Annotated in this window: 21 protein-coding genes and 1 tRNA gene; 11 read left to right on the forward strand and 11 right to left on the reverse strand. The window is 70.4% G+C overall.

Annotated features, from left to right (window positions below; all coding sequences use genetic code 11):
* The 3 genes from GTY56_RS07220 to GTY56_RS07230 form a co-directional block, all read left to right on the forward strand.
* Positions 1 to 218, forward strand: a 218-nt coding sequence (locus tag GTY56_RS07220) for a replication initiator (protein WP_346345436.1), incomplete at its 5' end; no start/stop codon positions are given.
* The gene (locus GTY56_RS07225) at positions 215 to 427 is read left to right on the forward strand and encodes an excisionase family DNA-binding protein (protein ID WP_114254383.1); all 213 of its coding nucleotides are present in this window, start codon (positions 215 to 217) and stop codon (positions 425 to 427) included. The genes GTY56_RS07220 and GTY56_RS07225, both read left to right, overlap by 4 nt.
* Positions 427 to 1,596 (forward strand): tyrosine-type recombinase/integrase, encoded by a 1,170-nt coding sequence (locus tag GTY56_RS07230; protein ID WP_161363649.1) that lies wholly within the window; start codon positions 427 to 429, stop codon positions 1,594 to 1,596. Before GTY56_RS07225 ends, GTY56_RS07230 begins: the two co-directional genes overlap by 1 nt.
* 49 nt (positions 1,597 to 1,645) lie before the next feature.
* Here the strand turns inward: GTY56_RS07230 and GTY56_RS07235 are convergent.
* A tRNA-Gly gene (locus GTY56_RS07235) sits at positions 1,646 to 1,719 on the reverse strand.
* A 534-nt stretch (positions 1,720 to 2,253) separates the two neighbouring features.
* Between GTY56_RS07235 and dcd the strand changes: the two genes are divergently transcribed.
* Both dcd and GTY56_RS07245 read left to right on the forward strand, forming a co-directional pair.
* Positions 2,254 to 2,829: a dCTP deaminase gene (gene dcd, locus GTY56_RS07240; protein WP_033310082.1), complete on the forward strand. Its 576-nt coding sequence runs from the start codon at positions 2,254 to 2,256 to the stop codon at positions 2,827 to 2,829.
* A 26-nt stretch (positions 2,830 to 2,855) separates the two neighbouring features.
* On the forward strand, positions 2,856 to 3,353 hold the full coding sequence (locus GTY56_RS07245) for a phosphoribosyltransferase (RefSeq protein WP_161363651.1): 498 nt from the start codon (positions 2,856 to 2,858) through the stop codon (positions 3,351 to 3,353).
* Between the two features lie 81 nt (positions 3,354 to 3,434).
* On the opposite strand, the gene GTY56_RS07250 is transcribed toward GTY56_RS07245, so the two are convergent.
* From GTY56_RS07250 to GTY56_RS07290, 9 genes are all read right to left on the reverse strand, one after another.
* Entirely contained in the window at positions 3,435 to 4,448 is a 1,014-nt protein-coding gene (locus GTY56_RS07250) for a Yip1 family protein (RefSeq protein WP_161363653.1), read from the reverse strand.
* A gap of 236 nt (positions 4,449 to 4,684) precedes the next feature.
* The gene (locus GTY56_RS07255; protein WP_161363655.1) at positions 4,685 to 6,037 is read right to left on the reverse strand and encodes an FG-GAP-like repeat-containing protein; all 1,353 of its coding nucleotides are present in this window, start codon (positions 6,035 to 6,037) and stop codon (positions 4,685 to 4,687) included.
* A 36-nt stretch (positions 6,038 to 6,073) separates the two neighbouring features.
* Positions 6,074 to 7,522 carry an FG-GAP repeat protein gene (locus GTY56_RS07260; RefSeq protein WP_161363656.1) on the reverse strand — a complete coding sequence of 483 codons (1,449 nt, stop codon included), beginning with the start codon at positions 7,520 to 7,522 and terminating at the stop codon, positions 6,074 to 6,076.
* Positions 7,523 to 7,593: 71 nt separating this feature from the next.
* Complete coding sequence (locus GTY56_RS07265; protein ID WP_161363659.1) at positions 7,594 to 9,018, reverse strand: FG-GAP-like repeat-containing protein; 1,425 nt, start codon at positions 9,016 to 9,018, stop codon at positions 7,594 to 7,596.
* 35 nt (positions 9,019 to 9,053) lie between these two features.
* Positions 9,054 to 10,460 carry an FG-GAP repeat protein gene (locus GTY56_RS07270; RefSeq protein WP_161363660.1) on the reverse strand — a complete coding sequence of 469 codons (1,407 nt, stop codon included), beginning with the start codon at positions 10,458 to 10,460 and terminating at the stop codon, positions 9,054 to 9,056.
* Between the two features lie 65 nt (positions 10,461 to 10,525).
* Positions 10,526 to 10,828, reverse strand: coding sequence for a hypothetical protein (locus GTY56_RS07275; RefSeq protein WP_161363662.1), 303 nt, complete (start codon positions 10,826 to 10,828; stop codon positions 10,526 to 10,528).
* 287 nt (positions 10,829 to 11,115) lie between these two features.
* Positions 11,116 to 11,364, reverse strand: coding sequence for a hypothetical protein (locus GTY56_RS07280; protein ID WP_202509842.1), 249 nt, complete (start codon positions 11,362 to 11,364; stop codon positions 11,116 to 11,118).
* A gap of 163 nt (positions 11,365 to 11,527) precedes the next feature.
* Entirely contained in the window at positions 11,528 to 12,085 is a 558-nt protein-coding gene (locus GTY56_RS07285; protein ID WP_161363664.1) for a flavoprotein, read from the reverse strand.
* A complete protein-coding gene (locus GTY56_RS07290; protein ID WP_346345437.1) occupies positions 12,082 to 13,365 on the reverse strand; it encodes a helix-turn-helix domain-containing protein in 1,284 nt (427 codons plus the stop codon). The genes GTY56_RS07285 and GTY56_RS07290 overlap by 4 nt, the downstream gene beginning before the upstream one ends.
* A 537-nt stretch (positions 13,366 to 13,902) precedes the next feature.
* Between GTY56_RS07290 and GTY56_RS07295 the strand changes: the two genes are divergently transcribed.
* Entirely contained in the window at positions 13,903 to 14,238 is a 336-nt protein-coding gene (locus GTY56_RS07295) for a hypothetical protein (protein ID WP_161363668.1), read from the forward strand.
* Between the two features lie 248 nt (positions 14,239 to 14,486).
* Here the strand turns inward: GTY56_RS07295 and GTY56_RS07300 are convergent, their stop codons facing one another.
* Positions 14,487 to 16,808, reverse strand: a complete 2,322-nt coding sequence (locus GTY56_RS07300; RefSeq protein ID WP_161363669.1) for a (Fe-S)-binding protein — start codon at positions 16,806 to 16,808, stop codon at positions 14,487 to 14,489.
* Between the two features lie 317 nt (positions 16,809 to 17,125).
* Between GTY56_RS07300 and GTY56_RS07305 the strand changes: the two genes are divergently transcribed.
* From GTY56_RS07305 to GTY56_RS07325, 5 genes are all read left to right on the forward strand, one after another.
* Positions 17,126 to 18,145, forward strand: coding sequence for an MraY family glycosyltransferase (locus GTY56_RS07305; RefSeq protein ID WP_161363671.1), 1,020 nt, complete (start codon positions 17,126 to 17,128; stop codon positions 18,143 to 18,145).
* A 94-nt stretch (positions 18,146 to 18,239) separates the two neighbouring features.
* Entirely contained in the window at positions 18,240 to 20,093 is a 1,854-nt protein-coding gene (gene dnaK, locus GTY56_RS07310) for a molecular chaperone DnaK (protein WP_033310105.1), read from the forward strand.
* Complete coding sequence (gene grpE, locus GTY56_RS07315; RefSeq protein ID WP_033310106.1) at positions 20,090 to 20,746, forward strand: nucleotide exchange factor GrpE; 657 nt, start codon at positions 20,090 to 20,092, stop codon at positions 20,744 to 20,746. Before dnaK ends, grpE begins: the two co-directional genes overlap by 4 nt.
* Before the next feature lie 33 nt (positions 20,747 to 20,779).
* A complete protein-coding gene (dnaJ, locus tag GTY56_RS07320; protein WP_161363673.1) occupies positions 20,780 to 21,967 on the forward strand; it encodes a molecular chaperone DnaJ in 1,188 nt (395 codons plus the stop codon).
* A 5-nt stretch (positions 21,968 to 21,972) separates the two neighbouring features.
* Positions 21,973 to 22,425, forward strand: coding sequence for a heat shock protein transcriptional repressor HspR (locus GTY56_RS07325; RefSeq protein WP_033310108.1), 453 nt, complete (start codon positions 21,973 to 21,975; stop codon positions 22,423 to 22,425).
* The last annotated feature ends 202 nt before the right edge of the window (positions 22,426 to 22,627 follow it).

The following is a 22,627-nucleotide window of genomic DNA, read 5'->3' on the forward strand; positions in this document are numbered from 1 at the left end:
CCAAGTCCCGCCGCTACTCCACCACCCTCGGCGCCCTCCGCGACGCCCGCGCCGCATGGCGCCGCGCACAAGCCTCCACGACTGCTCCCCAGGACGGCGAAACCACGCTCGTCCTCGCCCACTGGGTCTTCGCCGGAACCGGCCTCAGCACCGGTGAAGCCTGGCTCGCCGCATCCCTCGAACTCGCCCCCGGAACGGAAGGAGAGCCCACCACATGAACGACCGCTACCTGTCCGTCGACCAGGTCGCCGAGTTGCTCGGCACGACTCCCCGCTTCCCCCGGCGGCTCATCGAGGAACGGCGCATCCGGTACGTGAAGGTCGGCCGGCATGTGCGTATCCCGGAAAGCGCGGTCGAGGAGTTCATCCGGTCCCGCACGGTGGAGCCGCTCAGGCGCCCCCGGCGGCGCTACGGAAGGGCTGCCTGATGGCCAACAACAGGGGCAGGCGTCGCCGCTTCGGTGCGATCAGAAAGCTCCCCTCCGGCCGGTACCAGGCGCGCTACCCGGGGCCCGATGGGGTGATGCGCCCGGCACCGTTCACGTTCGAGACGACGGCGGACGCAGATGACTGGCTCGCCGAGAAGCAGACAGAGATTCGCCGTGGCGAGTGGCGTGACCCCGACGCAGGCGCGGTGAGCTTCCGGGCCTACGCCGAGAAGTGGGTGGAGGAACGGGAGCTCGCACCGCTGACGCAGGACCTGTACCGCTACCTCCTCGACAAGCACCTGTTCGCCTTCGCCGACCTGGACTTGGACGAGATCACCGCGCCCCGAGTCCGGGAGTGGCGGGCTGAACGCCTTCGGCTCACCGGCGCCAAGACGATCACGGCCAAGGCCTACCGGCTCCTCAAGGCCATCATGGAGACGGCCGTGGACGATGAGCTGATCACGCGCAACCCGTGCCGTATCAAGGGCGCCGGGAAGGAGAAGGCTGCTGAGCGGCGTATCGCCACCGTCGGCCAGGTGGACGCCCTCGCCAGCGCGGTGGGCATGCGGTGGCGGCTCATGGTCTACCTCGGCGCTTACGGTCCGCTGCGACCGGAAGAGCTGGCCGGTCTCCGGCGCCGGGACGTCGACCTTGACCACTTACGGCTCCGAGTCCGCCTCGCCGAACCGGAGCGGATGAACGGGCGCCGCGTCCAGGGCGACACCAAGTCCGAGGCCGGCACCCGGACTGTGATTCTTCCCGCCTTCCTCCGCCGGGAGCTCCGCTGGCATCTGGAGTCCTACGCCGAGCCAGGCCCGGACGGGCTGCTCTTCGTCGGGGAGAAGGGCGCTCCCTTCCGGCGGAGCACCTTCGGGCGGAAGTGGCGGAAGGCCCGGGAGGTCGTCGGTATGCCGGATGGCTTCCGGTTCTACGACCTGCGACACACCGGGCACACTCTTTCCACCCGGTCCGGTGCCACCCTGAAAGACACGATGGTGCGCGCCGGACAGTCGTCCGAGAAGGCCGCGCTGATCTACCAGCACTCCGACGAGGAGCGACAGGAGGAGGTTGCCGCCAGCCTCGACACCACCGTCCGGAAGGCTCGCGAGGAGGCTGCCCGGAAGGCCGCCGAGAAGCCTTCTGGCACGGATCTGGCACGCGGCGAGTGATCACCCCGGACAGCAAAACGGCCCAGGTCTCTGACCTGGGCCTTCTTCGTGGAGCGGGTGACGAGAATCGAACTCGCGCTCTCAGCTTGGGAAGCTGATGTTCTACCATTAAACTACACCCGCGTAAGACGCCGACCGAGTCGGTGTCCGAGCGATCGCCACTTTACCTCATCTCAGGCCCCCGGTGCTGATGCCGCGGGGCCTGAGGTCGTTTCAGGGATGGGATGCGGCTGCGGGGGAACGGAGTTGGGGCGTACGGTGGTGGGGCGTAAGAGGGCCCGGGCGGGACCGGAGTGCCGCCTTCAGGGCCGTCCCTTTGATCCCGTACTGTGGCTTTTGTCGTCAGGCAAGCAGCAGCCAGACGCGGCTCTTGGGGAAGGGACTCTTGGACTTGATGGAGCGCACCGTCGTCCGTTGTGCCGATGGGCACGTGTTCACCACCGCTTCGTTCCCGATGCAGCAGGCCGAGCGGCTCGGCCCCGGGCGGCTGCTCCGGTGCCCGCGATGTGCGCGGCTCCGGAGCGTGGTGCCCGTCAGCTATCAGAAGCGGTAGCAGCGACCGCAGTAGCGGAACGGACAAAGCACAAGGCAACAGGCACAAGGCGCGCGGAGACGTCCGGTTGTGGTCGCTCCGCGCGTCTTGCGTATCCTCGGGGCGTGCTTCTCTCAGACAAGGACATCCGGGCCGAGATCGATGCCGGGCGGGTACGGATCGATCCCTATGACGAATCGATGGTGCAGCCGTCGAGCATCGACGTGCGCCTCGACCGCTACTTCCGGGTGTTCGAGAATCACCGGTACCCCCACATCGACCCCGCCATCGAGCAGTCGGACCTGACCCGGCTCGTGGAGCCGGAGGGGGACGAGCCGTTCATCCTGCACCCCGGGGAGTTCGTCCTCGCCAGCACCTACGAGGTCATCACCCTGCCCGACGATCTCGCCTCCCGGCTGGAGGGCAAGAGCTCGCTGGGACGCCTGGGGCTGGTGACGCACTCCACCGCCGGGTTCATCGACCCCGGCTTCAGCGGGCACGTCACCCTGGAGCTGTCCAACCTCGCCACTCTGCCGATCAAGCTCTGGCCGGGCATGAAGATCGGGCAGTTGTGCATGTTCAAGCTGAGCTCGCCCGCCGACTTCCCGTACGGCAGCGAGCGGTACGGGTCCCGGTACCAGGGGCAGCGCGGGCCGACCGCCTCCCGGTCCTTCCTCAACTTCCACCGGACCCAGGTCTGAGCGCCCCGAACATGAGCGACCCGAACATGAGCGACATACGCGAGAACCTGACCTACGAGAAGTTCGGCGTCGCCGTGCGCGAGCTCGCGCAGGCCATCGCCGACGACGGCTACGAGCCCGACATAGTCCTCAGCATCGCCCGCGGCGGCGTCTTCGTGGCCGGCGGCCTCGCCTACGCCCTGGACTGCAAGAACATCCACTTGGTGAACGTGGAGTTCTACACCGGCGTGGGGACCACCCTCGAGATGCCCGTCATGCTCGCCCCCGTCCCCAACGTGATCGACTTCTCGCAGAAGAAGGTGCTGATCACCGACGACGTCGCCGACACCGGCAAGACGCTCAAGCTGGTGCGCGACTTCTGCCTCGACACCGTCGCCGAGGTGCGCAGCGCCGTCGTCTACGAGAAGTCCCAGTCGCTCGTGAAGTGCGAGTACGTGTGGAAGCGCACCGACGACTGGATCAACTTTCCGTGGAGTGTCGAACCGCCCGTGGTGCGCCGGGCCGGCCAGGTGCTCGACGCCTGATCGGCTGGAGAAGACGCAAGGAAGGAGGGGCTCCCCCAGGGAGCCCCTCCTTGCGTACCGCTCCTTGCGTACCCGCGAAGATCAGACCGTGCCCAGCTTCACGATCGACAGCAGCGCGATCAGCTGGATCGCCGACGCGCCCAGCGCCTTCGGCCAGGGCAGGTCGTGGGAGCGGCCGACCATGAGGGTCAGCAGGAGGCCGCCCGCGATCCACGTGGCCCAGCCGAGCAGCTGGACGAACATCGCGTCGCCGCCCGCGAACATCGCGAAGACCAGGCGGGGCGCGTCCGTGAGGGACATGATCAGCATGGACAGGCCGACCGTTGGCTGCCAGGCGCCGTCGCCGCCGAGCTGGCGGGCCAGGGTATGGGTGACCACACCCAGGACGAAGGCGCTGAGCACCATCGCGACGGCCGTCGTCAGGACGATCGGGACCGCGTTCGACAGTGTGGCGTTTATCGCATCCGCGCGGGCGCCGTCGAAGCCGAAGACCGCGAGCAGGCCGTAGAGGAACGTGACGATGAGGGCCGGGCCCCACATCGTGTAGTCCCGCATCTGGAGGAACGTCTGGTTCGGGGCGAGGACGATCCCCCTCAGCAGGTCCTTCCAGTGCAGGCGCGGGCCGACCGGGCCGGGTGCCGGGGCCGCCGAGCCGGCGCGGTAGGTGTCGCCCTGGGTGTAGGGGTCCTCTCCCACCGAGAAGGCCTGGGTGTGGCCCGGGCTGTTCGCCGCGTACGGGTCGTGCGGGCCCTGGGGGCCGGGCGGGTACGCGCCGTCGCCGAAGTACTCCGGCTCGCCCTGGCCGCCGTAGCCGCCGCCGTGCGCGGCGTTCGGCTGCGGCCATGCCGGGCCGCCGCCGTTGCCGTACGGCGGCTGCTGCCGTGGGTAGGGCTGCGGCGCCGGCGGGGAGCCGTACGACGGCCCCTGCGGCGTCTGCTGCCCGTACGGGGGGTCTTGCGGTCGCGTCTGAGGAGCGCCGTTGTTCCGGCCGCGTCCGATCCTGAATCCAGCCACGTCTTCGAACGTACCTGGTCCCCGGCGGTGGCGTGCCGGGCCCGGGCTTCCGGGCCCGGCTTTGCGGCCGAGCTGTGACATCCCTTAAGGGGCCGGGACTTGGGGTGTCGGTGGGGCGTCAGGGTTCGGCCTTACGGGCTGTGCCGCAGTCCGTCGGGCCGTGCAGCCGGAGTCCGTCGGGCCGTGCCGGAGTCCGTTGGGCCGTGCCGGAGTCCGTCGGGCCGTGCCGGAGTCCGCCGGGCTGCGTCCAGAGGCTGTCGGGTCCTCGCGGGTCGCGCCGCGGCCCTGACTTCGACCGTACGGGTCGCAACCCCGCCTCAGTCGGGCAGTCCGCCCCCGAGCTCCGGCAGGACGATCGCGCCGGTCTTCGTCGGGACCGTGCCCGTGCCCGGCATGAGCAGCGCGTTGCCCGCCGCGCCGACAGCCAGGTCCGCCTTGCCGTCGGCGGTCAGGTCGCGCAGGCGCAGGGTGTAGCCGAAGGCGCTGTGCGAGTCGGCCGGGCCGAGCACCGTCTGGGCGATCCACGAGGAGCGCGCGCCGCTGAGGCCTCCGGAGCCGCCGCGGAACACATGGACGCCGCCCTGGTCCTCCTTGCCGTCGACGTCCTCGTGCGGGACCCCGACCGCGAGGTCCGCGTAACCGTCGCCGTTGGTGTCGGCGGCCGAGATCGCGTAGCCGAAGTTGTCGTCGGCTTCGGGGCTGCCGGAGACGCCGGAGGTGGCCTGGGTGAGGGTGACGGACGTGCCCGGGCCCGTCGACGTGCCGCGCCAGACGGTGACCGCGCCCTTGCCGTGGTCCTTGTCGGGCACGCCGAGGGTGATGTCGCCGTAGCCGTTCTTGTCGAAGTCGCCGATCACAGGGCTCGGGTAGAGGCCCTCCTGCCGGTCGCTGAGGGTCTTGGACGCGCCCGAGGCGAGGCCGGAGGAGGTGCCCTTCAGGTACCAGGCGCGCTCGCGGATGTCGCTGCCGGTGATCTCCGTGCCGATGACCACCAGGTCCGTTCTGCCGTCCCCGTCGACCTTTCCGGCCCCCAGTGCGGAGGAGTACCAGCCGCCCGACCCCTTGTCGATCTTGCTGACCTTGCCGGTGGTGCCGGACTTGGTGAAGGGGCCGCGGTACAGCCACGCCTCCTCGCCGCCGATCAGGGCCAGGTCGGGGGAGCCGTCGCCGGTGAAGTCGCCGGTGGCCAGGTCGCGGCCGAAGTGGCCGGCCGCGCCGCCGAGCGGGGTGATGTTGGTGCCGCCGGACAGGCCGGTCTTCGAGCCCCACAGGACGGTGACCGTGCCGCGGTAGTCGTCGTTGCCCACGTGCTCGGTGGGGTTGCCGACGACGAGGTCCGCGTAACCGTCCTTGTTGAGGTCGGCGCTCGCCAGTGACGCGCCGAACTGGTCGTCCTCCTCGCCGGATCCGGGGACGCCGGCGCTGTCCTGGTGGAGGAACTTCGGGTGGGCCGTGTCGAGGCCGGTGGCGGTGCCGTACACGACGGTGATCGTGCCGCCCGTGCGGTCGACGTCGTTGTAGCCGCCGTAGGCGAGGTCGCGGCGGCCGTCGCCGTTGAAGTCGTCGTAGTGCTTGGCCGGTGCCGCGGAGGCGGGGCCGGTGAGGAGCACGGGGGTGACGCCGGTCGCCAGCAGGGCGGCGACCAGGGCGGTCGTGGTGGATCTGCGCATGGTGTCTCCTTGGCCGGTCAGCCGATGAGGTTCCGGTCAGCCGATGAGGTTGGCGCCGAACGCGCCGTAGGAGCGGACCTGGCCGAGGCTGCCCGGGCCGAAGGTGCGGGCGCCGTCGGTGACGGGGCCGGTGGCGGAGCCGCGCAGGGCCGTGACGGCGCCGATGCCCTCGTCCTCGAAGCCCGCGGTGATCGTGAACTCGGCGTGGCCGTCCTTGGTGACGTCGGCCAGCAGGGTCTCGGAGCCGAAGTAGTCCGTGGCCTCGGCGGTGCCGGGGACGCCGGCGGTGTTCTGGGTGACGGTGCGGGCGCCGGTGCGCGAGACACCTGAGGCGGAGCCGTTCATGAGGATCGCGGCGCCGGCGTCCTCGGTGGTGCCGAGGTCCTCGAAGCCGACGCCGATGGCGAGGTCGCCGTAGCCGTCGCCGTTGGTGTCGCCGATGGAGACGGAGCCGCCGAAGTTGTCGCGCTCCTCGTCGGCGCCGGGGACGCCCGGGGAGTCCTGGGTGAGTTCGGCCATGGGCGCGTCGCCGTTGACCGGGCCGCCCTCGGAGCCGCGGATCACGACGACCTTGCCGCCGAGGCTGCCCGTGTGGTCGCTGCCCTTGCTGAAGACGTTGCCGAGGGCGATCTCGTCGTGGCCGTCGCCGTCGATGTCGCCGAGGGCCACGGAGGTGCCGCCGTTCAGGGCCCGGGGGGCGGTGGTGTCCGGGCCGGTGGGGGAGCCGAGGTAGGCGACGCCCTTGGACCAGCTGGTCGCTTCGCCCCCGTTCATTTCGACCCGGTAGGTGAGGACCAGGTCCGACCTGCCGTCGGCGTCGGTGTCGCCGGCGTTCATGGCGTCGACGATCCACGCCGGCTCGGGGGTGGAGATCTTCCGTGTGGCGCCCGTGGTGCCGGTGGTGGTGAACGGGCCGCGGACGATGTGGACGGCGTCGGTGTCGGTGCCGACGGCCAGGTCCTGCGCGCCGTCCCCGTCGAAGTCGCCCGCGGTCAGCAGGTTGCCCCAGTTGTTGTGGGCGGAGACGGCCGGGTCCTTGACCGTCGTGCCGTTCCGCAGGCCGTTCGCCGAGCCCCACAGGACGGTGACGGTGCCGCCGTCGCCGTCGGTGCCGTCGCGGTCGCCGGGAGCGCCGACCGCGAGGTCGGTGTAGCCGTCGCCGTTGAGGTCGGCCTGGGCGAGCGCGCCGCCGAAGGTGTCCTCGCTGCCGGCGTCACCGGGCACACCGGCGGTGTTCTGGCTGACGACGGTGCGCTTGGCCGGGTCGAGGCCGGTGGGGCCGCCGTGGACCACGGCGACGTAGCCGGCCATGCCCTTGCCGTCGACCGTGGCGTAGGGGGCGGCGAACGCCACGTCGCCGTAGCCGTCGCCGTTGAAGTCGGCCGTGGGGCCGGCGGCGGGTGCGGCGGTGGCCGCCGTCGCGGGCAGGGCCGTGAGCAGGCCGGTGGTGAGGGCCGTGGCCAGGAGGATGGTGCGCTTGCGCATCGGGATCCCCGTCGGGTCGGAAGCGGTGGTGATCAGGAGGAGTGGTGGTGATCAGGAGGAAGCGGTGGTGATCAGGGGTTGAGCGCGGTGCCGTAGCCCGGGGCGCCGGCGGTCGAGATGCCCGTGGTGCCCGGGCCGAAGCTCGTCGAGCCGGAGGCCGTCGGGCCGGTGGCCGTGGCGCGCAGGGACCAGATCGCGCCGTCGCCGGCGTTCTCGCCCGGCGCGGAGACGGTCAGGTCGGCGCGGCGGTCGCCGGTGTGGTCGGTGAGCGTGACGCGTTCGCCGAAGCGGTCCCCCTGCTCGGAGCCGCCGGGCACGCCGGTGGTGTTCTGGGTGTACGACGTGGCGCCCTTGGTGGTGAGGCCGGTCGCCGAGCCGTACAGCACGGTGACGGCACCGGCGGAGCCGTTCTCGCCCGCGGTGCCGATCGCCAGGTCGGCGTAGCCGTCGCCGTTGACGTCCCCGAGGGAGACGCCGCTGCCGAAGCGGTCGCCCTTCTCGGCGGCGCCTGGGACACCGGCGGTGTCCTGGGTGAGGACGAGCGGGGCGCGGGCGCTGTCGCGGCCGTCGGGGCCGCCGTAGACGACGGTGACCTTGCCGCCGAGGGCGCCCTCGGGGTCGGCGGAGGCCTCCCGGTCGTTTCCTACGGCGATGTCGTCGTGGCCGTCGCCGTCGATGTCGCCGACGGCGGAGACGAACCCGGCGGGCAGCTTCTCCAGCCAGTCGGTGTAGTTGCTGATCTTCATGTCGGCGAGGGAGGTGGTGGCGGCGCCGTTGTGCGCGGCGCGGCCGTGCAGGACCACACGGGGGTGGCCGTCGCCGGTGACGTCGCCGGAGGAGAGGTGGGTGATGCCGTTCGAGGACGACCACCAGCTGTTGCCCGAGCCCGAACCGCCGTTGGACGCGCTGGTCTTCGTGATCGGGCCGTTCACGAGGGAGAGGGTGACGGGCCCGGTGGAGCCGACCGCGACGTCCACGTCCCCGTCGCCGTCGAAGTCGCCCGCGGCCAGGGCCCGGCCGTAGCGGTCGTAGTCGGTGCTGAAGAAGCTGAACAGCGTACGGGCGCCGGACAGGCCGGACGCCGAGCCCCAGACGATGGTGACCGTGCCGTCGTTGCTGTCGCTGCCGTCCTCACCGGGCGTGCCGATCAGCAGGTCGGCGTAGCCGTCGGTGTTGAGGTCGGCGGAGGCCAGGGCGGAGCCGAACGCGTCGTCGGCCTCGGCGGCGCCGGGCATGCCGGCGGTGTTCTGGGTCAGCAGGGTCCGTGTGGAGGTCTTCGGCCCGCTGGTGCTGCCGTAGACCACCGACACGGCACCGGCCCTGGCCTGCCCGGCGACGGTGGCGCCCGGCGCGCCGACCGCGAGGTCGGTGCGGCCGTCGCCGTTGAAGTCGTAGGGGGCGGCGGCCGGTGCGGCGTGCGCGGCGGGGGCGGAGAGGGTGAGGGCGAGCGGGGTCAGCGCCGCGGCGAGGACGGCGGCGGTGATGCGGGTGCGCATGGGTGCGGGTGCCTCACTGGGGAGTCGGCGGGATGTCACTGGGCCACGGCCGAACCGAGGTTGACGCTGCCCTTGAGGGAGAGGGCGGTGGTCGTGATGCCCTGGGCGCCGCTGGTGGTCAGGCCGGTGGCGGAGCCGCGCAGGGTCCACAGGCCGCCGGTGGAGTTCTCGCCGTGCACGCCGACGACCAGGTCCGCCTTGCCGTCCTTGGTCACGTCGGTCAGGCCGACGGCGGAACCGAAACGGTCGCCCTTCTCGGCGGAGCCGGGCACCCCGGCGGTGTCCTGGGTGTACGACTTCACGCCGCTGCCGGTCAGCAGGCCGGAGGCGGAGCCGAACAGCACGGTCACCGAGCCCGCGTCCGTCGCCGGGCCGATGTCCTCGCCCGGGGCGGACACCACGACGTCGGCGTACCCGTCGCCGTTGATGTCGCCGGTGCTCACCGCGCCGCCGAAGCCGTCCTCGGCCTCGCCCGCGCCGGGCACGCCCGCGGTGTCCTGGTGGACGACGGTCGGCTGCTGCGCCGGGTCGGGGCCGTTCGGGCCGCCGTACCAGACGGTGATCTGGCCGCCCTTGTGGCCGCCGGGCTTGAGGTCGTACGGGTCCGCGGAGTCGCCGAGGACGAGGTCGCCGTAGCCGTCGCGGTTGATGTCGCCGATGGAACCGGGGTAGCCGTCTGCGTTCGGCAGCTCGGTCATCTTGTACGTCGTGCCGGTCCAGCGGAAGTAGTCGATCTCACCGCCGGTGTCGCCGTCCACGTTGAACGGGTAGACGCGCTCGGCCGCGCCGTCGCCGGTCATGTCACCCGCGAACACCTCGAACGTGGTGCCGACCTCGCCGACACGGACGTGGCTCACCGGGCCGCTCGTGCGGGTGAAGGGGCCGTTGTAGATGCGGGTGTGACTCTGGCCGGTGAGCGTGACGTCGGTGTCGCCGTCGCCGTCGAAGTCGCCGGTGGCGATGCCCCGGGAGAAGTTGCCGTACTCGGACAGCGTCGACGGCTGCGGCAGGCCCTTGCCGCCGGACAGGCCCGACTTGCCGCCCCACAGGACGGTGCCGGAGCCGACGCCGTCCCGGTCGCCGATGCTCTCGTTGGAGGCGCCGACGACGAGGTCGGAGTAGCCGTCCCGGTCCAGGTCGCCGGCGGCCAGGGCGGAGCCGAACAGGTCGCCCGCCTCGGCGGTGCCGGGCACGCCCGCGGAGTTCTGGGTGATGACGGCCTTGCGGGCGGCCGAGACACCCGACGCCGAGCCGTACAGCACGACCACCGCACCGGCGCAGGAGGCCGAGCCGACGTCGGTGCAGGCGGCGCCGGCCGCGAGGTCGCGGTATCCGTCGCCGTTGAAGTCCCCGGCGAGGCCGGAGGGGGCGGCGGTGGCCGGGGTGGCGGAGAGCAGGCCGGTGGTGAGGGCGGCGGCCAGCAGGAGGGTGCGCTTGCGCAAGGTGGGGCTCCGGATGGGGAGGGAGCCGGACCAGGAGGGTCCGGCCCCGGGGCGTGCGGGGTGGCTCAGGCGGCGAAGTCGGCCCCGAAGTTCGGGTAGCCCGTTGTCGAGACGTCCGAGGTGCCGGGGGAGACGGTGCGCGAACCGGTGGCGGTGATCTTCGTGCCGTCGGACGGCAGGTGGAGGACCGCGCCGTCGCCGGCTTCGGCCGTCCCCGGGCTGCCCGCGGTGTTCCGGCTGATCGCGGAGCGCTGCGCCAAGGACGCGCCGGTGTTCGTGCCGTACAGGACGACCGGCTGTCCGGCGTCCTTCTTGCCGCGGTGAGCGACTGCGTGCCGGCGCCCGGAGGGGCACTCGTGCTGCTGCATGCGGGGTCTCCTGCTGCATGCGGGGGATGCCTGGCGGACATCCACAGTCGATGGAGGGCCGGACTGTCCGTGTTCGCCGGGAGTTGTCCGGGCGTTCACGGCTGGTCGGCGATCAAGAGACCTGCGGAGGGACGTAAGGGTTGTACGTGAGTTCGGTTGATTTCCGGTGCGGTCGAGGGCCTTGGCGGCCCTTCCGCATGCAGAGGACCTTCACGAGCCCGGAACGCATCGGCCGGGCTCGTGAGGGGCGGACGTGCACGCCCTTGAGGGGCGCCTCACGCACACCTTCAGCAGCTTTTCCGCAGGCACGCGGTGCCGCCCCCGGGCAGCACCGTCTTCGCCGTCAGCCCGCGCGACTGCCAGGCGTTGTCGCGCAGCTTGAACAGGGCCCAATACCGCGTCGGGCACAGCAGCACGATGTTCATGAACACGGCCGCCAGGTCAGCATCACCGGCGTGATGACGAGCTGGAGCAGCCCGAACGTCGGCGATATGAGCTGCTTCAGCGACGAACGCCGTCGGGCCCTTGGTTGTCATCGGCGGACTGGTTCCGACAGCAGACGGCGGCGGCGCCAATGCCGCCGCCGCCCCACTGACGGAGGGCTGACGTGCGGCACACCGCCAACTTCCGAGCACTCGCCTGACTGCCCCTCGGCGCGCTGAGGGCGTCGAGCACCGAACGACCAGGGTGCTCAGCCCGTCAGGCCTGTCGGCCGGGCATCGCCTCCAGGAGATCAACGGCCTCGGTCCAACGGAAGCGCACTGCCCCACCACCGGCCTTTGGACGGTGAGGTTCGTAGGAACCGATCAGAACGCCCATCTCCCGGAGTTGCTCCAGGCTTCGCTGATAGGCGGGGTGGGCGGCCTGGGCGGTGTTCAGGTAGGGGAGTGCGACTGTGGGAATGCCCATGCCGTATGCCTCGCACAAGATGCCCAGGGCGAGAGTGTCCGAGATGCCGGCGGCCCACTTGTTGATCGTGTTGAAGGTCGCCGGGGCGACCGCGATGGAATCGGCGGGGGGAAGCGGTCGGCTCTCGCCGGGCGCACGCCAGGCGGAGCGGACCGGGTAACCGGTCTGGGACTGGATCGCCTCAGTGTCCAGAAAGCCGAGACCTTGAGGAGTGGCGATGACGCCTACGTCCCAGTGTCGTTTCTGTGCGTGTGTGATCAGCATGCCGATATCTGCGGCGACTCCGGCTGCGCACACGACGACGTACAGGAAGGGCTTCTTGCCGCCCCGCGCATTGGGCTCGGTCACGCGGGGACTCCCAGGCGGTGGCTGAAGCGGTGCAGTTCCGGCAGGGTACGTCGATGGTCACGGGAGGCCATGTCGGCGGCCAGGTTCCGGATGGCGGGGCGCTGTACATCCTGAGCCGCACACGTTTCGGCCATGCGCAGTGCCTGGTAACCATCGGCGAGGCGTCCCAGCTGGCTCTGGGCGCGGGCGATCTCCACCCACAGGGCCGCCCGGCGTTCCGGCACAGGGATCGGGCGCTTTGTGAGAGGCCCGGCTGCCTGCAATGCACGTCCTGCGTCCCCGAGGGCCACCAGCGCACTGATCTCGTGCAGGGCGACGTTGGTCCGGCAGAAGTTTGCCCATGCGTCGGGCTGGTCGAGCGTGACGTAGCGGGCGACTTCCTTGGCCTGCGTGAGGAACTCTTCCATAGCGGCACAGTCACCGCCGCTGCTCGATGCGGTGACTCCGCGGAGCAGTAACAGCCCGACGGCGGCCAGATACTCCCGCGAGCGCAGATCGTAGGACCCCGACAATTGACCGGCCGTGTGCCGGACGAGGGCGACGGCCTGAGGGCTGTGCTTCTCGCGGACCAGCACGTGGGCCTGAACGCGAACGCTGGAGGCAAGGACGACCGGGTCACCCGAGCGTTCGGCTTCGGCCATCGCCCGGCCGACAGCGAGCCAGGCACTGCCCTGGTCGTGCTGCTTGAGCAGGAGACTCGTGGCGGTCTGATAGACCGTTGCGAGCAAACAGGACAGCGTTGGATCGTCGGCCCTGCCGACTTCGGATGCGCACCGGAGGTCGGCGATCAGTCCAGGGAGGGTGCGCTCCAACAGGGCGTAATCACAGGTGTGGAACAGCCGACGGGCCGCTCCTACGCGGTTCCGCAGGGAAGTGACGTTCGGGGAAGCCTGGTGGACAGGGGCAGCCGCGAGGGCTGGTCCGGGCAGCAGAGCCTGGACGAGGGCATCACGTGCAGCGGCGGGCGGGGAGGGCACTCCTAACGCGGCGATGCCGGCGGCGAGGAACGTACGGCGTTGCACCCCTTCCGGTTCGGCAGCGGCGGAACGGGAGGGCGGCGCGGGCGCCAGCCCCACTCTGTGGGGTGCGATCTGCAGTTCCTGAGCGATGGCCCGGAGGAGGCGCATGTCATCCGTGCCCCTGCCGCTTTCCAAACGGCTCACCTTGGACTGGTGGTAGCCGAGTGCCGCGGCGACATTTTTCTGCGAGCGTCGCTGCAACACCCGTGCCTGACGGATGACTTCGCCGATCCGTCGTGACGCCTCGTGTGCTCCGGCCACCTGCCGCGGACCCCCTCTCCGTCGCCGATCCTGCCTCTTCAAACGAGCGTAGATCAGCAGTGATTCACCCTGATGCAGCTTCTGCATAACCGATGCTGCCGCTGCGTTCGGGTCTGCCGCGTATCGGCGGCCGGTGGTTGCTTGAAGCGTCGCACCTGCCACAGAACCCTCGCGACCGGTAGAGCCGCCCGGGGGCGTGGTCACCAGCTGAACCCGATGGAGCTGACGACATGAATAACCTTGTTCGCCGCCTCATGGCGAGGCTGGGGCTTATGGCCATGCCGCCTGACAACCACTCCCGGACGCCCGGCCATTCACGGCTGCAGTATGCCGTCCCGGCGTCGCCTGCCCCCGCTCCTCTGCTCCCTCACCGCAGTCATATGGCCTCGATACGCGTATCGACGGCACCTCCACGGTGGCCGTGCGTCCCTACCCGATCGCTCACGAGCAGCGGCAACGGCGTCATGAACCGGCTTGGCCCGCCTCGGGGTCACCGGCAGGAGGGCTCTACCTGCTCCAGAGCGTGGAGGTGGCCTGATGACACCGGAGGCCGACGCGGCGGAGCCCGAGCGTCCCCATCAACGACGCGGACTTCGTCTCTTGCCATGGACGGGTTCAGAGGCCAAGCCATGCTTCCTGATCACGGACGACGGCGGCGGACCTGTGTCGCGCATGGCCGACATCGCGGAAGAGATCCAGCTCGAAATGGGCGCTCACCTCCTCGCTCATGCGGAGGACATGCTGAGGAATGCCACCGAGGACCAACTGCGCTTCCTGGCCGAGCGTCTGACCGAGGCCCTTCGCGACTCGCTCCGTATTGCCGAGAGCCGGGAGGGGAGGCCGTGCGGCAATCAGGAGCGGCCCTGCCGATGAGCGCCGCGGCCTGTGAACCACCCGCGTCCCCCGAGTGCACCCTCGCCGCCCGCCCCGGCTACCAAGACCTGCACACCCACTGCCGTCAGCTCCGCGACCTGCCCCTCCCCTTCGCCCTCGGTGTTCTGCTGCAACCCCGCTGTGGATGCTCGTGCCACCCGTACAGCAGCAGAGGCCGAACACCGACGCCCCCCGCCCGATGACTCGGACAGGGGGCGTCGCAACAATCGGACGAACCGCGAAACCGGCTACTTCACCGGCTCCGGCTCCGGCGCGCTCGTGGAGTCCGACGTGCCCGCCGGCGGCTCGTCGTCGTCGCCGTCGTCGGTCTCGGCCTCCGCCGGGACCGGCGTCTTCACCGAGTCCAGCAGGAGCTGGGCGACGTCCACGACCTGGATGGACTCCTTCGCCTTGCCGTCGTTCTTCTTGCCGTTGACCGAGTCCGTGAGCATGACCAGGCAGAACGGGCAGGCCGTCGAGACGATGTCGGGGTTGACGGAGAGGGCCTCGTCGACGCGCTCGTTGTTGATGCGCTTGCCGATCCGCTCCTCCATCCACATCCGCGCACCACCGGCGCCGCAGCAGAAGCCGCGCTCCTTGTGGCGGTGCATCTCCTCGTTGCGGATGCCGGGGACGCTCGCGATGATCTCGCGCGGCGGCGTGTAGATCTTGTTGTGGCGGCCCAGGTAGCACGGGTCGTGGTACGTGATGATGCCCTCGACCGGCGTGACCGGGATCAGCTTGCCCTCGTCCACCAGGTGCTGGAGCAGCTGCGTGTGGTGGATGACCTCGTAGTCGCCGCCGAGCTGCGGGTACTCGTTGCCGAGCGTGTTGAGGCAGTGCGGGCAGGTGGCGACGATCTTCTTGGCGGACTTGGGCTTCGCCGACTCGGCGACGACCTTGCCCTCGTCGTCCATCTCCTCGCCGAACGCCATGTTCAGTGCCATGACGTTCTCCATGCCGAGCTCCTGGAACAGGGGCTCGTTGCCGAGACGCCGGGCGGAGTCACCCGTGCACTTCTCGTCGCCGCCCATGATCGCGAACTTGACGCCCGCGATGTGCAGCAGCTCCGCGAAGGCCTTCGTGGTCTTCTTGGCGCGGTCCTCCAGGGCGCCGGCGCAGCCGACCCAGTACAGGTACTCGACCTCGGACAGGTCCTCGATGTCCTTGCCGACGACCGGGACCTCGAAGTCGACCTCCTTGAGCCACTCGAGGCGCTGCTTCTTCGCCAGGCCCCAGGGGTTGCCCTTCTTCTCCAGGTTCTTGAGCATCGTGCCCGCCTCGGACGGGAACGAGGACTCGATCATCACCTGGTAGCGGCGCATGTCGACGATGTGGTCGACGTGCTCGATGTCCACCGGGCACTGCTCGACGCAGGCGCCGCAGGTGGTGCAGGACCACAGGACGTCCGGGTCGATGACGCCGTTCTCCTCGGCGGTGCCGACCAGCGGGCGCTCGGCCTCGGCGAGGGCCGCGGCGGGCACCGAGGCGAGCTGCTCCTCGGACGCCTTCTCCTCGCCCTCCATCGTCTTGCCGCCGCCGGCCAGCAGGTACGGGGCCTTGGCGTGCGCGTGGTCCCGCAGCGACATGATCAGCAGCTTGGGGGAGAGGGGCTTGCCCGTGTTCCAGGCGGGGCACTGCGACTGGCAGCGGCCGCACTCGGTGCAGGTGGAGAAGTCCAGCAGGCCCTTCCAGGAGTACTGCTCGACCTGGGAGACACCGAAGACGTCGTCGTCGCCCGGGTCGGTGAAGTCGATCGGCTTGCCGCCCGACGTCATCGGCTGGAGGGCGCCGAGGGCCGTGCCGCCGCTCGCCTCGCGCTTGAACCAGATGTTCGGGAACGCCAGGAACCGGTGCCAGGCGACACCCATGTTGGTGTTGAGCGACACCACGATCATCCAGATGAACGAGGTGCCGATCTTGATCATCGCGACCAGGTAGACGAGGTTCTGGAGCGCGGTGACCGACAGGCCCTTGAACGCGAGCACCAGCGGGTACGACGCGAAGTAGGACGCCTCGTAGTGGTCGACGTGGTGGAGCGCGCCCTCCAGGCCCCGCAGGACGTAGATCGCCAGGCCGATGGTGAGGATGACGTACTCGACGAAGTAGGCCTGGCCGGCCTTGGAGCCGGCGAAGCGGGACTTGCGGCCCGGGCGGCTCGGCAGGTTCAGCAGGCGGATCACGATGAGCACCGCGATGCCCAGGACCGTCATCACGCCGATGAACTCGATGTACAGCTCGAACGGCAGGAACGTACCGATGACCGGCAGCACCCAGTCGGCCTGGAACAGCTGGCCGAAGGCCTGGGCGAGGGTCGGCGGGAGCGTCAGGAAGCCGACGGCGACGAACCAGTGGGCGACACCGACGATGCCCCACCGGTTCATGCGCGTGTGGCCGAGGAACTCCTTCACCAGGGTCACGCTGCGCTGGTAGGGGTTGTCGGTCCGGGTTCCGGCGGGGACCGGCTGGCCCAGCTTGAAGTACCGGACGAACTGGCCGATCGCGCGTGCGAGCAGCGCGACGCCGACCACGGTCAGAACCAGCGACACGATGATCGCGGCGAGTTGCATGGGGGCTCCTCGGGCCTGCGAGGGGTTTCGTCGGGTGACCTGTCGTTTTCCAGGGTTCCCCGAAATTACTAAGCGGTAACTTATGCAGTCCGTCTGAGACTACCCTCATCCTCCGCCGCACTGTAGCCGGGTGGGCAGTGATCTGAATCGCTGAGGGTTGCCTCAGAAGCGGGCCGGATCCGGGCCGGATCCGGCCCGGACGTGACCCGGATGCGGACGGGGTCCGGACCATGTCCGGTCCCGTTCCGTCGCGATCCCGACGGCATCTCCTCGTGTTATTCATACCGAATTGTCATAAGTCCGCCTACTTTATATCCGTGCTCTACGGGATCACCGCCGCCGCCACCGCCCTCCTCCTCACCGCCCTGCTCTCGGCCGCCCTGCGCGCCCCCGCCCTGCGGCTGCGGCTGGTCGAGCGGCGGCGGCAGCGGGACGTGCCGCTGTCCGGGGGTGTCGCCGTCGTGCTCGTCACGGGGCTGGTCGTGGGGGCCGGGGAATGGCTGGGGGTCGCGCCGCCCGCCGATGGGACGCCGGGGATGCTCCTCGCCGCGGGCGCCGTCGCCCTGCTCGGGCTCGTCGACGACGTGTGGCGGCTGCGGCGCCGGGTGCTGGCCGCCGGCACCGGCGTGGCCGCCGCGTGTGTCGTGCCCTACGGGGAGACGGGGGTGGGGACCGGGCTGCTGGCCGTCGTGTGGGTCGTGGCGGTGGCGCTCGGGCTGCGGGGGCTCGATCACACCGACGGGCTCGCGGGCACGGCCGGGGTCGTCGCCGCCTTCGGGGTGGCGGCCTGTGCGGCCGTCGAGGTGATGGACGGGGTCGCGGGGCTGATGAGCGTCATGGCCGCCGCCCTGACCGGGTTCCTGCTGCACAACTGGCATCCCGCGCGCGTGGCGCTGGGCAGTTGCGGGTCCATGTCCGCCGGGTTCGTGATCGCCGTGGGAGCCGTGTACGCCCGGGCCGGGTTCGGGGTGGGGGAGAGCGCGGGAGTGCTGTTCGCGCTGACCGCCCTGGTGGGTGCCGACGCCGTGCTCGTGCTGGGGGCGCGGCGGCTGGCCGGGCGGGGGGTGCTGCGCAGTGGGCCCGATCATCTCGCGCACCGGCTGCGGCGGCTCGGCCTGACCGCGCCGGGGGCGAGTCTGCTCCTGGGAGCCGGGGCGTTGTCCGGGATGCTCGTCGGGGTACTCGCGCATGCCGGCCGGATCGGGGCCGGGGCCCTGTGGTGGGTGGCGGGAGGGGCGCTCGTGGTGGTGTTCGCCCTCTCGCGTGTACCTGTGTACGGACCTCGACGCAGCGTATCGCCGCAGGTCAGCGCCCCATTGCGTGTAAGGAACGGATAAGAGTTGAGCCTGCCCGACTCAGCTCTGTTGACCGGTTGGGGGCCGTCGTGCACACTTGAGTCCGTTCCACTCAAGTCAGCTGGAGGAATCAACCATGGCACGTGCGGTCGGCATCGACCTGGGCACGACTAACTCCGTCGTCAGCGTTCTGGAGGGCGGCGAGCCCACCGTCATCACCAACGCCGAGGGCGCCAGGACCACGCCGTCCGTCGTCGCCTTCGCCAAGAACGGTGAGGTGCTCGTCGGAGAGGTGGCCAAGCGCCAGGCGGTCACGAACGTGGACCGGACCATCCGCTCCGTGAAGCGTCACATGGGCACCGACTGGAAGATCGAGCTGGACGGGAAGCCCTTCAACCCGCAGCAGATCAGCGCCTTCGTGCTCCAGAAGCTCAAGCGGGACGCCGAGTCCTACCTGGGCGAGAAGGTGACCGACGCGGTCATCACCGTCCCGGCGTACTTCAACGACTCCGAGCGCCAGGCCACGAAGGAAGCCGGTGAGATCGCCGGTCTGAACGTGCTGCGCATCGTCAACGAGCCCACCGCGGCCGCCCTGGCGTACGGCCTCGACAAGGACGACCAGACCATCCTGGTCTTCGACCTCGGTGGCGGCACCTTCGACGTCTCGCTGCTGGAGATCGGCGACGGCGTCGTCGAGGTGAAGGCCACCAACGGTGACAACCACCTCGGTGGTGACGACTGGGACCAGCGCGTCGTCGACTACCTCGTCCAGCAGTTCCAGTCCGGCCACGGCGTGGACCTGGGCAAGGACAAGATGGCCCTCCAGCGTCTGCGCGAGGCCGCCGAGAAGGCGAAGATCGAGCTGTCCTCGTCCACCGAGACCTCGATCAACCTGCCCTACATCACCGCCTCCGCCGAGGGCCCCCTGCACCTCGACGAGAAGCTCACCCGCGCCCAGTTCCAGCAGCTGACCGCGGACCTCCTGGAGCGCTGCAAGACGCCGTTCCACAACGTCATCAAGGACGCCGGCATCTCCATCAGCGAGATCGACCACGTCGTCCTCGTCGGCGGCTCGACCCGCATGCCCGCCGTCGCCGAGCTCGTCAAGGAGCTGACCGGCGGCAAGGACGCCAACAAGGGCGTCAACCCGGACGAGGTCGTCGCCATCGGCGCCGCCCTCCAGGCCGGTGTCCTCAAGGGCGAGGTCAAGGACGTCCTGCTCCTCGACGTCACCCCGCTGTCCCTCGGCATCGAGACCAAGGGCGGCATCATGACCAAGCTCATCGAGCGGAACACGACGATCCCGACCAAGCGGTCCGAGATCTTCACCACCGCCGAGGACAACCAGCCCTCCGTGCAGATCCAGGTCTACCAGGGCGAGCGCGAGATCGCGGCGTACAACAAGAAGCTCGGGATGTTCGAGCTGACCGGTCTGCCGCCGGCGCCCCGCGGCGTCCCGCAGATCGAGGTGTCCTTCGACATCGACGCCAACGGCATCATGCACGTCACGGCGAAGGACCTCGGCACCGGCAAGGAGCAGAAGATGACCGTCACCGGCGGCTCCTCGCTGCCGAAGGACGAGGTCGACCGCATGCGCCAGGAGGCCGAGCAGTACGCGGAGGAGGACCACAAGCGCCGCGAGGCCGCCGAGTCCCGCAACCAGGGCGAGCAGCTCGTCTACCAGACCGAGAAGTTCCTCAAGGACAACGAGGACAAGGTCCCGGGCGACATCAAGACCGAGGTCGAGGAAGCCGTCGCCGAGCTGAAGGAGAAGCTCAAGGGCGAGGACTCCGCCGAGATCCGCACCGCCACGGAGAAGGTCGCGGCCGTCTCCCAGAAGCTCGGCCAGGCCATGTACGCGGACGCGAATGCGGCCCAGGCCGCCGGTGGTCCCGCCGGTGACGCCGGTGCCGCCGGTGGCGCCAAGGCCGACGACGACGTCGTCGACGCCGAGATCGTCGACGAGGACCGGAAGGACGGTGCCGCGTGACGGAGGAGACCCCGGGCTTCGACGAGCAGCAGCCCGACGTCCCTTCCGGCGCCACCTCCGAAGACGCCGAGCCGAAGGCCGCCTCCCCCTCCGCGGAGGAGGGGGCGGCCCCGGCCGGGGACACGGGCCAGGACGCGGCCCTGGTGGCCCAGCTGGACCAGGCCCGCACGGCGCTCAGCGAGCGCACGGCGGACCTCCAGCGCCTCCAGGCCGAGTTCCAGAACTACCGCCGCCGGGTCGAGCGTGACCGGATCGCGGTCAAGGAGATCGCCATCGCGAATCTCCTGACCGAGCTCCTGCCCGTGCTCGACGACATCGGCCGCGCGCGGGAACACGGCGAACTGGTCGGCGGCTTCAAGTCCGTCGCCGAGTCGCTGGAGAGCACCGCGGCGAAGATGGGCCTGCAGCAGTTCGGCAAGGAGGGCGAGCCCTTCGACCCGACGATCCACGAAGCCCTGATGCACAGCTACGCACCGGACGTCACCGAGACGACCTGCGTCGCGATCCTGCAGCCCGGGTACCGGATCGGCGAGCGCACCATCCGCCCCGCGCGGGTGGCCGTGGCCGAACCCCAGCCGGGGGCGCAGACGGTCAAGGCGGACGAGTCCGCCGACGCCGACGACAAGGAGAGCGGTGGCCCGGACGAGGGCTGACGTCATCAACGAAGGGAAGGAGGGGCGTCGAGGATGAGCACCAAGGACTTCATCGAGAAGGACTACTACAAGGTCCTCGGCGTCCCCAAGGACGCCACCGAGGCCGAGATCAAGAAGGCGTACCGGAAGCTCGCCCGCGAGTTCCACCCGGACGCCAACAAGGGAAACGTCAAGGCGGAGGAGCGCTTCAAGGAGATCTCCGAGGCCAACGACATCCTCGGCGACCCCAAGAAGCGCAAGGAGTACGACGACGCGCGCGCTCTGTTCGGCAACGGCGGCTTCCGCCCGGGGCCGGGCGGCGCGGGCGGCTCCTTCAACTTCGACCTGGGCGACCTCTTCGGAGGCGGCGCCCAGGGCGGCGGCCAGGGAGCCGGCGGCTTCGGCGGCGGCCTCGGTGACGTTTTCGGGGGCCTGTTCAACCGCGGCGGCGCGGGCGGCCCGGGGACGCGTACGCACCCCCGGCGCGGCCAGGACATCGAGTCCGAGGTCACGCTCAGCTTCACCGAGGCGATCGAGGGCGCGACCGTCCCGCTGCGGATGTCGTCGCAGTCTCCCTGCAAGGCCTGTTCTGGCACCGGCGACAAGAACGGCACGCCCCGCGTGTGCCCGACCTGCGTCGGCACCGGGCAGGTCGCCCGGGGCAGCGGCGGCGGCTTCTCCCTCACCGACCCCTGCCCGGACTGCAAGGGCCGCGGCCTGATCGCGGAGAACGCCTGCGAGGTCTGCAAGGGCAGCGGCCGGGCCAAGTCCTCCCGGACCATGCAGGTGCGCATCCCCGCGGGCGTCAGCGACGGCCAGCGGATCCGGCTGCGCGGCAAGGGCGCGCCGGGCGAGCGCGGCGGCCCGGCGGGCGATCTGTACGTCGTCGTGCACGTCGACACCCACCCGGTGTTCGGCCGCAAGGACGACAACCTCACCGTCACCGTCCCGGTCACGTTCACCGAGGCGGCCCTCGGCGGCGAGGTGCGGGTGCCGACGCTCGGCGGCCCGCCCGTCACGCTGAAGCTGCCCCCCGGCACGCCGAACGGACGCACCATGCGCGCCCGGGGCAAGGGCGCGGTCCGCAAGGACGGCACCCGCGGCGACCTCCTGGTCACCGTCGAGGTGAGTGTTCCGAAGGACCTGACGGGGAAGGCTCGTGACGCACTCGAGGCGTATCGCGAGGCGACCGCGGGTGAGGACCCGCGGGCGGATCTGTTCCAGGCCGCGAAGGGAGCATGAGTCAGATGGACGGTCGTCGACGCAACCCGTATGAACTGACCGAGGAAACCCCGGTCTACGTCATCTCGGTGGCGGCCCAGCTGTCCGGCCTGCACCCGCAGACCCTGCGCCAGTACGACCGCCTGGGCCTGGTCTCCCCGGACCGCACGGCGGGCCGGGGCCGGCGCTACTCGGCCCGTGACATCGAACTGCTGCGCACCGTCCAGCAGTTGTCACAGGACGAGGGCATCAACCTGGCCGGAATCAAGCGCATCATCGAACTGGAGAACCAGGTCGCCGCGCTCCAGGCCCGGGTGGCCGAGATGCAGGACGCGCTCGACGGCGCGGCGGCGGCCATGCGCCAGCGCGAGGCGGCGGTGCACGCGTCGTACCGCCGCGACCTGGTTCCGTACCAGGAGGTGCAGCAGACCAGCGCGCTGGTGGTGTGGCGGCCGAAGCGGCAGCAGCAGTCCGACTGACGCGCGTACGCACGGGAAAGGGCCGGGAGTTGACTCCCGGCCCTTTCGCCTGCTTCGTACACCTTGCCCCGGTTTCGCGTGGCCTCCCGTGGATGACCGCGTGGTGCACGCCACTTGGAGACGGTTCCGCAGAGTCTTCACAACTGCTGCGGAGCGTGGTGTTGTCATCTCGTTAAGTGGTTCCGCTTGACGCTGGGGTCGC

The organism is Streptomyces sp. SID5643 (assembly GCF_009872555.1).
Taxonomy (GTDB): domain Bacteria; phylum Actinomycetota; class Actinomycetes; order Streptomycetales; family Streptomycetaceae; genus Streptomyces; species Streptomyces iakyrus.

What these genes read in the sequence shown, in the direction of transcription:
- GTY56_RS07325 (WP_033310108.1), top strand. Translation starts at nt 21,973, where the DNA reads ATGGACGGTCGTCGACGCAACCCGTATGAACTGACCGAGGAAACCCCG.
- GTY56_RS07260 (WP_161363656.1), bottom strand. Translation starts at nt 7,522, where the DNA reads ATGCGCAAGCGCACCATCCTCCTGGCCACGGCCCTCACCACCGGCCTG.
- GTY56_RS07230 (WP_161363649.1), top strand. Translation starts at nt 427, where the DNA reads ATGGCCAACAACAGGGGCAGGCGTCGCCGCTTCGGTGCGATCAGAAAG.
- GTY56_RS07275 (WP_161363662.1), bottom strand. Translation starts at nt 10,828, where the DNA reads ATGCAGCAGCACGAGTGCCCCTCCGGGCGCCGGCACGCAGTCGCTCAC.
- GTY56_RS07280 (WP_202509842.1), bottom strand. Translation starts at nt 11,364, where the DNA reads ATGACAACCAAGGGCCCGACGGCGTTCGTCGCTGAAGCAGCTCATATC.
- GTY56_RS07300 (WP_161363669.1), bottom strand. Translation starts at nt 16,808, where the DNA reads ATGCAACTCGCCGCGATCATCGTGTCGCTGGTTCTGACCGTGGTCGGC.
- dnaK (WP_033310105.1), top strand. Translation starts at nt 18,240, where the DNA reads ATGGCACGTGCGGTCGGCATCGACCTGGGCACGACTAACTCCGTCGTC.
- dnaJ (WP_161363673.1), top strand. Translation starts at nt 20,780, where the DNA reads ATGAGCACCAAGGACTTCATCGAGAAGGACTACTACAAGGTCCTCGGC.
- GTY56_RS07245 (WP_161363651.1), top strand. Translation starts at nt 2,856, where the DNA reads ATGAGCGACATACGCGAGAACCTGACCTACGAGAAGTTCGGCGTCGCC.
- GTY56_RS07265 (WP_161363659.1), bottom strand. Translation starts at nt 9,018, where the DNA reads ATGCGCACCCGCATCACCGCCGCCGTCCTCGCCGCGGCGCTGACCCCG.
- GTY56_RS07295 (WP_161363668.1), top strand. Translation starts at nt 13,903, where the DNA reads ATGACACCGGAGGCCGACGCGGCGGAGCCCGAGCGTCCCCATCAACGA.
- GTY56_RS07255 (WP_161363655.1), bottom strand. Translation starts at nt 6,037, where the DNA reads ATGCGCAGATCCACCACGACCGCCCTGGTCGCCGCCCTGCTGGCGACC.
- GTY56_RS07250 (WP_161363653.1), bottom strand. Translation starts at nt 4,448, where the DNA reads ATGTCACAGCTCGGCCGCAAAGCCGGGCCCGGAAGCCCGGGCCCGGCA.
- GTY56_RS07225 (WP_114254383.1), top strand. Translation starts at nt 215, where the DNA reads ATGAACGACCGCTACCTGTCCGTCGACCAGGTCGCCGAGTTGCTCGGC.